Below are 11,988 nucleotides of genomic sequence, written 5' to 3'. Positions count from 1 at the left end.
GGCTTCGTCCTCAGTTTCGCCAGAAGAGGATCACGTCGAACGGGTTGATGTCGCCCACCGTGAACCAGATCGAGGCAGCGATGCCTGCCGCCGCGAGAAGAACCATCGTTGCTACCGCCGAGCGGGGCAGCTTGCCGTTCGCGTCGGACGGCAGCCGCTCACGCACCTTGCCCAGCAGCCGGTCGGCCCACGCCGCATCACGAGCCAGGATCGCCAAGCCCACGGCCACCACCAGCGTCCCAGGCCCAGGCAGCGGCATCATGATGAGGCCGAGCAGCACCACGCAGAACCCGAGACCCATCCGGACAAGCCGGACCACCGAACTGTGCCATGCCTTCTGACGGGTCGGTTCGCGTTCACCGGTCTCCAGCTCGGCCGCAATGGCTGCTTCGCGGAACCGCTCGCCGCGGACCGGATCGCCGGGGTCAGGCGGATTGTCAGCAGAATCGTTCATAGCTCGGCACGGCAGGGGGACGCGGGGCGGCAATAGTGTGGCGGATCCTGACTGCTGCGCAACGACACCCTTCATCGCACACGCCGACAGCGGACCAATCCCTAGTGCACGCCGAGGAGATCCGACGATGCCGACCGTCGACAAGCCCGCTCCGATCACGTGGATCGTGGGCGACGCCCGCCTCACCCGCATCGCCGAGCTCGAAGTGCACTGGCCGTTCAGCATCCTGCTGCCGGGTGCCGACGAGGTCATCGACGACTACGACTGGCTGCGGCCCGACTTCGTCACCGACGACGGCCGCATGCGGCTGTCGATGCACTCGGTGGTGATCGAATCCGGCGGACTGCGGATCATCGTGGACACCTGCGTCGGCAACGACAAGTCACGCCCGGGAGCACCGCCCTTCGAGCAGCTCTCCACGCCGTTCCTCGAAGACCTCACCGCAGCCGGATTCGCCCCCGAGACCATCGACTACGTGGTGTGCACCCACCTGCACGTGGACCACGTCGGCTGGAACACTCGGCTTGTCGACGGCGACTGGGTGCCGACCTTCCCCAATGCCCGCTACCTGTTCTGCCAGGCCGAGTACGACTACTGGCGTTCCGAGCCGCAGGAGTACGGGCCGGTCTTCGAAGACTCGGTGCAGCCGATCACCGACGCCGGCCTCGCCGACCTCATCAACCCCGATCATCGCATCAACGACGAGGTGTGGTTCGAGTCGACGCCCGGCCACACCCCCGGCCACATCAGCGTCATCATCGAATCGGCGGGGGAGCGGGCAGTCATCACCGGCGACATGATTCACCACCCCCTGCAGTTCGCTCGCCCCGACATGGCTTCGAGCGCCGACTACACGGCTGACGGCACGTCCACCGCCACCCGCCTCGAGGCGTTCCCGCGCTGGTCGGACGGCCCGCTCGTCATCGGCACCCACTTCGCCGGCCGCACTGCCGGTCACATCGAGACAACTGATCAGCCGAACAGCTGGATCTTCGCCCCCTAACGTCGGACGTCACCATGGACCTCACCTACAGCTACCGATCAGCAGTACCTGGTCCATTGCCAGCAGGATGCTGAGCTGAAACATGCGGGTGTGGCCAGAGATGCAAGCCACTGACCTGCGGATTTGCACTCGGCACTCGGCAACTGCCCGAAAACCGACTTTTCAGCACCCTGCAGAGCGCTTTGAATGGCGAGACGTGCGCAACGCAGCGGCGATCATCAGGGCCACCAATCTGGACGAACTCATCCCAAGACTGACTCGCGGCGATACTGGAGGCTGTCCGGTGTTAGCGATCGCAATCTGCTCAAGAACCTTGACCGACGTCGCGTAGTCGATCCTCGGCTGGTTCAACCAAGCCCGTGCTTGGCGCGAAATATGACTGTGACTTCTGAGTTCCCGACCAACTCCTGGCAGATGTGAGGCCGAACCGGGTGAAGATTTTCTTCCAGTGGCAGTCCGGCGGCAGTTCCCAAGCGAATCATCAAGCGATGCTCAGTTCTCGTTGTCGATGATGGCGCCCACCGCTGACAGGTTGCGGCCGTCGACATTGGTGAGTTCGAACAGGAGTGTTTCTCGCGCTTCGACTTCGGTGTCGTCGCAGATCGTCACGTTGACGGTGGTCTCGGTCTGCGCAGGCTGGACGACGACATTGCCGGACGGGAGCAGGAAGTCGATGCCGTCGGCGCAGCCGTCGGCAGCATCGCCTCCGGTCGCAGACGCCCCGGAGACTTGGTATCTGACGGCAACCGCTGCGGTGCTGGTGTGGTCTCGTTGCACAGTGAACTCCATCACCGAGGTTCCTTCGCTTACGGTGGCATTGCTGACCCACCAGCCGGGGTCGTCGTCGGTGATGGTGACCAAGGCACTCGAGTCGGTGAATTCGATCGCGTCCCCTTCGCTGAGCTGAATCAGGAACGACTCGTCCGCCTCGTCGCGATTGTCGTCGTGGATTAGCACTGTGATGGTTGCTGAGAGATTCCCGGCTGGGATGCGCAGCTCGGCTGAGGTCTGTGCATAGTCTTCGTCGGGCCGTGCCGCCTCATCGCCGACTGAGCCTCTGACCTCAGTCACGTACTTGAGAGATGCAGGGAGGACGCCCGGTTCGAGCAGACGTACTGTCACGTTGACGCTGCGTGCGTCTTCTGCGACGGTCACGTCGTCAATGACAGCACGCGGGTTGTCGGTGTCGAGAATCGTCCCCCATGCTGATGACTTGCTGACAATCGCCCCCTCGACGTCATGGATGACGACCTTGAACTGCTTGTCGAATTCCGGCACACTGTCCTTGGCGGCCAAGAACACACAGAAGTTCTGGCTTGTAAAACTCCTGAAGATCCGCACTGGGAATGAGCGCCGGGGAAGATACTCGCCTGTTAGGCCGCTCTGCAGCTGTCCTTGATTATCCACATACTCGCCGGAGCTCCCTTCGAGTTCTATAGGTATCGCCGCGCGATCCCCCAGTGACGGGACAGCGACAGTTGTCACATGCACTGTTACTTCTCCGGTGGCGGCTTCGCTGAGCGTCAACCAGAAATTCAAGCAGGTGGAGCTGTCCGCAGTAGCAGCGTCAGCGATGCTGAGAGTCGTCCGACTCTGACTCTCGTTATCGCGGATCGTGGCGTTGGCTTCGTCATCTGCGATAACGGCACCGTTCGGAGTGCTCAGCAGCAGCTTGAACGTCTTGTCTCCATTGCCCGCGGCGTTGTCGACAACCGGGACCATGACGAATGCCGATCTGCGTCCGGCGTTGATACGCAGAGACCCGCTTGTCGATATGTAGTCGCTGGGAGCAGTGGCTGAACCGTCGTCTGTGCTGTAGTTCACGGTGACGTCAGAGCGGGCGGCCTGATCGAGTGTGATCTCGAAGATTGCCGTACCGGCGTCTTCCGCGATGTCGATGTCCTTCACGGAGAGTTCGAGCGCGCTCTCGTCGTCGGCGATCGTGACGTCGATTTCGTTGCTCCACCAATCGCTCTCACAATCATCCCGGGCGTTTGTGATTGCGCTGACGCGGAGTTGCAATGTCTCGGCGCCTTCGAATTCGCTGTCGTCGACGATTCCAAAGGTCACGTCGGTCGACAGTTGTCCTGCCGGGATAGTGACGATCGTGTTGAGCGCGTCGAAGTCCTCGCCGCTCGTTGCAGAGCCGCTGACAGCCCGCACACGCACTCTTACGTTTTCGTCCGGCCGGTAGCTCAAGGTGGGAGTGATGATGATTTGGCCTGCGTTCTCGGCGATGTCGTCGAGATTCCGTAGACCGACACATGGCAGCACTCTGATGTCGAGCACTCTGATACGAATATTACTGGTGTACTGGTAATAAGAGAACGGCTCGGCTGTATACCAGTGGTAACCGTATTTGTGGCTACTGATTGCATTCTGGGGATCCGTAAAGTTGATCGTGAACGACCGATAGAATGCCGGCCCTACGTCTGCAAAGCCTGTAAGAGGCAGCACACAGTTTGTCATGTCGTCCACTAACGTGACTTCGAATTCTTCCGCGACGGATCCAGGTTCGAATATCAGTCGGCCTGATGTCGGCACCATTGCCCTGTCGCAGCTGAGAGGCTTTGGGTCTGCAGTGGCATAGTCAACAGTGATCTCGTCTTCGCTGGCGCGGTCGAGCACCACCCGCATGGTGACGGTACCGGCATCTTCGCGGTAGAACGGCTGCGATGCCAAACTGTACCGGGGCGGAGTGTCCTCGTCGAAGATCGAACCTTCGGCTTGGTCGTCGGAGAGGTGGGCCCCGTTCGCGTTGCTCAAGCGCAGCACGAAACGTTCGACTCCCTCGTCGACTACGTCGTCGGTCAAGGCAACGGAGATCGTGGCCGTGGTGGAACCCGAGGGAATGGTCGCAGTGCCTGCTTGGGCGATGTAGTCGCCGGGCTGGGTCGCGGAGGCGTCGAATGTTCTGTAGTCCACCGTGACGTCGTCAAGAGCGGTCGCGCCTTCGAGAAAGATGTCGAAGGTGATGACGCCTTCATCTTCGAAGGCGCTGGCGTCTGAGATGAAGAGGCGGGTTCGCTCATTGTCGAGAATGTATGCGGTAGCAGTGCCAGCGTCGGTTGCCACGATGCCGTTCACGGCATCAGAGAGCGTGATGTCGAAGGTCTCGGTGTGTTCTGGAATGTTGTCATCGACGATGAATACCGAGATCTCGCCCACGGTGAGCCCGGCTGGAATCGAGAGCGTGCCTGAAGATCCATCAGCCGAGATTGCATAGTCCGCTGGCGCGGTTGCTGTGCCGTTCGAGGTCTGGTAGGTGACGGTGACGGGAAGGCTGCTCGGTCGGCTGAGCGTGACGATGAACACGGCGGGGCTGTCAGTCTCGACCACTTCGACGTCAGAGATCAGGATTCTCGGCTCGCTGTCGTTGTCGCGGATCGTGCCCAATGCGGTGCTGTCGGCGCCCGTCGCGTTGATGGGGTTGCCGAGATGCACAAAAAACGTCTCGTCGCGCTCATGGCGGTCATCATCGACGGTTTCGACAGTGATGTGTGCAGTGGTTATGCCCGCAGGGAACCTCAGCGTCCCCGACTGAGCGGTGTAGTCATCGCCGATTGTGGCCCGGGTCCAACTGTCGCCGTGGGCGCGTGGCGCTGTCGTCCAAGGAACCAGGACAGTGCGGCCGCTGATGGCATCGAGGCTGACAGCGAACTGCAGATCTGTTCCTTCAGGGCCGCCTGCTTCCGCGATCGTGACGCGCGGCAGCGGATCGTCGTCGATGACCGTGCCGGTTCCGGTGCCGTCGGCGAGTCGCGCCCCTTCGGGCTCGCGCAGCCGCAGCCAGAATGTCTCAGCGTGCTCGTCGAGAGCGTCGTCGGACAGCGGCACGCTCACGGTGGCGTGTGTGCTGAGCGCCGGGATGGTCAGCACGTCGTCGACAGGTGTGAAGTCCTGTCCCGGCGTTGCGGGAGCGCCGCCCGTGGTCGGGTCGATGAATGCGGTCGGGTCGATGACTGCGGCGTACCGGACGGTGGTCGCTCGCGGGGACGCCTTGTCGAGACTCACGGTGAAGTTCGCCACTGCGCCTTCGGCAGCTTCGACGTCATCGACGGATACTCTCGGCACTGCGTCGTCATCCAGGATCGTCGCAATCGCGGCGTCAGCGTTGGGGTCGACCACGGCGTCGGTGCCTTCATAGCTGAACACGAGTCTGAATTGCTCGTCCGACTCGCCGATGTCGTCGTTCACCAAGACGACGGACACGGTCTGCTCCGTATCGCCGGCCGCAAAGAAGACCGTGCCGGAATCGGCGACGAAGTCGTCTCCGGCTGTTGCAGAATCGGCCTGCGTCGCATAGTTCACCGTGATGTCCTCCGAGGCGGCACGGCTGAGCCTCACCACGAACTCGACGCTTGCCCCGCTGCCCTCATACACAGGTTCAGGGTTCTCGGGCAGGAGTTGCGGCGCCCCGTCGTCGTCGAAGATCCGGGCCACGCCGATCGGGTCCGCGATCCGTGCATGGACCGGATCGCGCAGCACCATCTGGAAGTCCTCGACTGACTCAGGGGTGCTGTCGTCGACGAGGGGCACCAGCAGGCGGATGCTCACGTCACCCGCTGGGATGGTTGCGACCTCGCCGCCTGCCTGGGTGGCGCGGTAGTCATCGTCGGCTTCGGCGGTGCCTTCGACGCTGTCATGGATGACTTCGACGTCGCGTCCGCTTGCTTCGCTGAGCGTCAGCGTGAATCCCACAGCCTCGTCGATGCTCTCGGTCGCTACGGGATCGTCGATCCTCAGTGACGGCTCGGGGTCGTCGTCGACGATCAACCCGACTGCTTTGTCGCCCGCGAGCATCGCGCCGACGGAGTTGGACAGATGCAGGTGCAGCCGCTCGGCGGACTCGTCGAGGCGGTCCTCCACCGTCGGGATGCGCACCTTGGCCGAAGTCAGCCCCGCCAGAATGCGCACCTGCCCCGAGCGAGTCTCGAACAGGTCGTCGTAGTCGTCGCCCGGGGTCGCCGTATCGGCCGTGGTGCGGTAGTCGACGACGATGTCCTCGCTGCGGGGCGGCCCCTCGAAACCGACCGTGAACTCCAGCACTCCTCCCTCGGAGACGAATGCGTCGGCGATGCTGATGAGACGCTCTGACACATCGTGGATGATGCCTGCCCCGACAGGGTCGTCGAGCAAAAGCCCGCCGTCGCCGTCGCGCATCAGATCCAGAAAGAGCAGTTCGTCGCCGTCGCCCTCGCCGTCGCTGTGGGTCGGGACGACGATGGTCGCCTCGGTGTCGCCGACGGCGAAGTCGAGGGTTCCCGATCGCGAGTCGTAGTCGTCCGGAGCGGTTGCGCCTGTTTCGCCAACGCCGTCGCGGGTGCTGAAGTCGACCCACGTCGGACGACCGCTGGGGGTGTTCAGCCTCACGACGAATTCCAAGTCGCCGCCTTCAGTGGCTTCGGCGTTGAAGACACTCACTGTCGGTGGGGCGTCGTCGTCGAGGATGAGGCCGTCTGCGCTGGTACGACTGGGATCCGGTTCAGCGCCTTGGAGGTTGCTGATCAGCAGTCGGACGGTTTCGTCGTGCTCGTCGAACCCGTCATCGAAGGTCCGCACCGGAATGGTGACCGACAGCTCACCGGGCGGGATAGTGGCTTGGCCGCTGCGTGTCTGATAGTCGTCCTGCGTGGCGGTTCCGTCGGCGGTCTCGAAGTCGAACGTGACCTGTTGCGCGGTCGGCTTGTCGAGCCTCACTGTGAAGCTCAAGTATCCGCCTTCTGAGGTATGGACGGTGTCGGCGGTGGGAATTTCGAGACGCGTATGGTCGTCGTCGACGATGTCGAACCGGATGCGTAACGTCTCCATAAACTTGTTGAACCCGGCGGCAATATTGCCCCGAACTATGAGTTCGACGTATTCGTCGCCTTCGGTGTGCTCGTCGTTGATTATCGGTATGACGATGTCGATATCGGGATCAAGCGGTGTCATATCCGCGTAGTCGTGGTACGGCAAGACGTAGTCGCTGTTCCGCAGCGCGGTCCCTCTGAGTTCTTCGATCAGGATGAGGTGACTATGACAGAACGGCACTTCGAAAGTCAGCGTCAGCGTGATCGCTCCTGCGTCCTCGCTGACGGCGATGTCTGAGCCTGAATGTCCGCTCACTGATGGACCCGAGATCTCCCCGATGATCGGAGGCAGGTCCGCCGCGCTGGGAGGTATGAGATTGAGGCAGTCCACATTGCCTTCGATGGTGCCGATCGCGGAGCGGTCCGCAAGCGATATTCCGGCGGTCTGGTTGCTGAGCTCGACGATGAACGTCTCATCGGGCTCGTCGCTGTCGTCAGGCTCAATGGCGACCGAGACGAACTTCACAGTTTCGCCCGGATTGAACGTCAGGCTGTCTTGGACAGTGACATAGTCGACCGCTGGAGCGGCCGGGAACAGCCCCGACACATGCTCTGCTGACCTGTAGTCGACGGTCACTGTGTGGGGGGCTGCTTCGCTGAGCGTGACTGCGAACCTCATCGTCTCGGCTTCTGGAGCTGAGGCGTCGTCGATGCGCAGGCTGGGACCGGATTGCGCAAGAATCGTCCCGACGCCGACACCGTCGTCGATGGCGGCGTTCGACGCGCTCGCGAGCACGATGTGGAACGTCTCGTCGGGTTCGCCTGGCGTGTTGGGTGTGGTTCCTACCGTGATGGTTGTGCTCGAGGTTCCAGCTCTGATCACTGCCTCCTGCGGGAGGGAGTTCGGCACGCTCGTGTAGTCGACGCCGTTGCCCTGCGCAGTGATGTCCGCGGTGTAATAGCCGATGATGACGTCGCGGCCGCTCTCGGTGTTGAGTTCCAATTCGAAGCTCATGTCGCTGCCCGCGATGGCCGCGCCGTCGGCAATGCTCACCCTGGGTTCAGAGTCGTTGTCGATGATGGTGTACTCGGCTTCGACCCACGGATTGGAATCGAGGAAACGCTCAGGCATGCCGCTGTCCCAGCGGACGAGAACTCGGAAGACCTCGTCATTCTCGTCGAGACCGTCGTCTTCGGTCCAGAAATGCGCTAAGCGGAACCGATCGTCGGCGCTCCTGAAAGAATTCACGCTGGCGCTCCACGGCGAGAAGTAGTGGTATTGGGTGAAGTCAGCAGGGACAGCCTCTGTGTCTGTGGCTGTGGCCTCGGAGCTAGTGACGATCTGCCATTCCAACTCCAAGTTGAAGCAGAGGGGCCGATCCACAGATGCCCAGATGGTTGCGGAGGCGCCCTCAGTGACCTGCTGCTCTTGGAGGGCCAGCGCCGGAATCTCCGGATCGGTTTCGTCAATGCAGTCCGTGCGGATGGTGCCTTTGCCGATAGCTCTGTCAATGGTTGCGTTCACAGGCGAGTGAAGGTCGACGTGGAACTCCTCCTCAGGTTCCCAGTCGGGGTCGCTGAGTGTCGGCACGCTGATCACGAGCGTGGTGTCGGTGTCGGCGCGGAACTCCAAGGTGCCTGAACGAGGCTCGAAGTCTGTCCCGGCTGTTGCGCTGAGGCTTCGGGTCGTGTAGTCGACCGTGACGGGTTCGTGGGAGGTTGTGACCTCGCCTTTGCAGCTGCCTTGCGCGACTCCGTCGTTGTGGTCGCGCAGAGTCACGGTGAACCCCGCGGTCTCGCCCTCTCGCACGGTGTCTGCATTCTCTATGCAGATGCGGGGCGGCGGTCGGTCGCTGATGGTTCCGGTGCCCTCGAGGTCAGCAAGGCCTGCGACAAGACTGTCTTCGTCCATCTCAAGTCTGAGCGCGAAGCTCTCCTCGCCCTCGTGCCCGTCCGTGTCTTCGTGCGTCTTGACTTCGACCGAGAGTGCATTGCTGCCGCCCCGCGTGAACATGACGGTGCCCGATACGGGGGCGTAGTCGGCGTCCGGGTCGTCGGCGGGTCCCCCACGAGCGGTTTTGTCCTCAGTCTGGTAGCTCACGTGGATGTCGCGGGCGAGGTCTCCCATGGGAAACGGATGTTCCTTGGGGATGCCGTTGCCGTCATCGTCTCGCAGCTGGCGCAGTGAGATCGAGAAGGTCATGGTGTCGCCTTCGGTGGCTCTGGGGCTGTTCACTCGCACCGAGCCGGGCGGGACGTCGATGATGGTGCCGATGCCGATGCCGCCGCTTTCCAGAGCTGCGTTGGCCGGAGGTCTGAGGCTGAGGACGAGGAGCACCTCCTCCGGGTTCTCTGGTACTCGGTCGGGCAGCGTCAGGACCCTCACGGTGGCCGTCGGCGAGCGGTCGCTGAGCGTGAGCATGCCGGTGAGCGGTTGGGGCGGGGGAGGCGACTCAGTGAAGTCGTAGGCGTAGTCGCCGCGTGTGGCTTTGGCAGCGCTGTCTTCAACGGTGTAGTCGACGGTCACCGTCTGGTTGTCGCGTGGCCGATTCAAGGTGACGGTGAACACCAGCTCTGTGCCTTCGTCGGCTTCAGGGGCGCTGACAGAGATCGTCGGGGGGTCCACGTTGGTGATGGTTCCCGCAGCTCGCAGCGTCGTCGGGTCGTCGGTGTCCGGGTCGCCGTCGAACAGATCCGAGAACGGGCTGGGGCTGCTGAACTCGAGCCAGAAGGTCTCGTCGGTCTCCCAGTCCGTATCGTCGCAGATCTCCACCTCGATCTGGTGAGCAGACTCGTCCGCGTCCGGCGTGTTGGGGTCGTCGAGCATCGATGGCGTGAACGTCAGCGTTTGCGTCGGCAGTGACACATAGTCGACTCCGGGGTTGCATGCGGACCCGCCGCGAGCCTCGTCATCAAGAGTTCGGAAATCGACAGTGACGTCCTGATGGATCCGCGCTGAAGACCCATTGACCTTCAAGCTGACATTGAAGGTCATGACGCCATCGGTTTCCGAGGCGTCAGCACTGTCCACGGTCACCACGGCAAAGTCGTCGTTGAGAATGGTGCCGTGCGCACCGTAACCGTCGGGGCCGTACCCGCCGGGGTCCGGCGGGACCGGCACGATCGCTTCTCCGTCCGAGACGCTCACCTGCAGCCAGAACGTCTCGTCGTGTTCGACGAGATCGTCCTCGCAGGTGCTCACCACGATCTCTGCTGTCGTCGTTCCCGGCAGGATTGTGAGGGTGCCCGTCGTGAGGAATGTGCCCGGACTCCCATCCTGCTCGACCCATAGATAGTCCGCAGTACTGCACGAATTGCCGCCGTTCGCCTGTGGCCAAGGGTCTCTTGACTGGTGCAGTTCGTAGTCCACCACGACGTCTAGTTCGGGCAGATGACCGGGGACTCGCTCCGTCAGCGTCAATTTGAACGTCAGCGGCTGGCCTTCTTCTGCCTGCGCGGCTTCGACACTGAGTACCGCCTCGTCGTCGAGAATCTTGCCCGCCGTCCCGCGTGGGCAAGATGCCCCCAGCGTGCCCCCGAAGTACCCCGGCCACGGATTGCTCTGATCTTGGCCCAGCACCAGCTCGACAGTCTCTGTCTCCTCCGCCTCAGAATCGTCCCTTGTCGTGACCGTCACGTTCTGTGACACCTCGCGTGCGGAGGCAGAGAAAACAAGCTGCTGGTTGGTGAAGGGGTCGAAGTCGTTGGTTGCAGTTGCCGTGCCGCCGCCTGTCGAGACGAGCACGTAGATGTCGTCGGCAGCAGGGGCAGACTCATTGTCATCTGCGTTGCGCAGCCGTACCTTGAACGTCAGTGACTCGCCTTCACGCGCCTGCGGCCCGGGGCATTCGATCGCAAGCCAAGGCTGCGGTGTGTCGTCGGTGATCTCGCCTGTCGAGCGTTCCCGGTCGGGGTCGAGCGTGACATTGCCGATGCTCACCGCAGTGAGGTCCAGCACCAGAAGCTCGTCGCCCTCATAGGCGCCGTCGGGGACGGTTTCCACCGTGATCTGCGCTTCGCTAGTGCCTGCCAAGATCGTCACGGTCCCCGTCAGGCCCGTGGCGTCATAGTCTGCGCCCGCGGTGGCGGTCGTCTCCAAGGTGTCGACAACGTAGGAAACATCGATGTCCTGGGCGACCGGTCCGGCGGCTTGCACCACAAAAACCAAGTCCACGCCCTCCTTGACGGACACTCTCGAATCCTTGAAGCCGATGCCGAGCGGGCGAGCATGGCGAGTCACGACTTCGGCCGCTTGGCCCTCGAAGCTCACCGTCGGGAACAGACCTCGCAGCGGTGCCACGGCACCGTCGGTCTCGCATGAGAAGCGCACCTCCAGCATGCCGACACCGCCGCTGTTCGAGCCGGGCTCGAACGGCAGCCAGTGCTCACGCACGAACTCGGCGGACTGTCCCGATTGCTCGATGCCGGGCTGAATTCCGTCGATGCACAAGTAGTCGAGGCCTGGGCGACTGGTCAGCATCTCCTGGGCGACAGCTTCGCGGCCTTGCTCCCCTTCGGTGTCCTCAGGGCAGCACAGCGCGACGGCGGTGGCTGCTTCTTCGGCCGCCAGTTCGGCTGCGAGGGCCACCTTGCCGCCGCGCCCAGCCCAGAGCACGAACAGCGTCAGCAGCATGAGGACCGGCACGAGCAGCGCGACTTCCAACGACACCGTGCCCTGTTCGTCGATGCCCCGCGTTGCGCTTCTGTCAGCTTGGCTGGGGCAGCACTTCGGCTCGGAC

At 62.7% G+C, this 11,988-nt stretch carries 3 protein-coding genes; 1 reads left to right on the top strand and 2 read right to left on the bottom strand.

Translation table 11 applies throughout. The features are described from left to right. Positions 1 to 10 precede the first annotated feature (10 nt). On the bottom strand, positions 11 to 454 hold the full coding sequence (locus tag ACOGXQ_RS06265) for a PGPGW domain-containing protein (protein ID WP_419946569.1): 444 nt from the start codon (positions 452 to 454) through the stop codon (positions 11 to 13). 127 nt (positions 455 to 581) lie between these two features. Here ACOGXQ_RS06265 and ACOGXQ_RS06260 point away from each other — a divergent pair, with 127 nt between their 5' ends. Beyond that, positions 582 to 1,457 (top strand): MBL fold metallo-hydrolase, encoded by an 876-nt coding sequence (locus ACOGXQ_RS06260; RefSeq protein ID WP_419946568.1) that lies wholly within the window; start codon positions 582 to 584, stop codon positions 1,455 to 1,457. 492 nt (positions 1,458 to 1,949) lie between these two features. On the opposite strand, the gene ACOGXQ_RS06255 is transcribed toward ACOGXQ_RS06260, so the two are convergent. Continuing rightward, positions 1,950 to 11,918, bottom strand: a complete 9,969-nt coding sequence (locus tag ACOGXQ_RS06255; protein ID WP_419946567.1) for a Calx-beta domain-containing protein — start codon at positions 11,916 to 11,918, stop codon at positions 1,950 to 1,952. Positions 11,919 to 11,988 lie beyond the last annotated feature (70 nt).

The organism is Candidatus Poriferisodalis sp. (assembly GCF_965208485.1).
Lineage (GTDB): Bacteria > Actinomycetota > Acidimicrobiia > Acidimicrobiales > Poriferisodalaceae > Poriferisodalis.
Note: the sequence above shows the minus strand (reverse complement) of the source record. Positions and strands in the feature narration are given on the sequence as shown.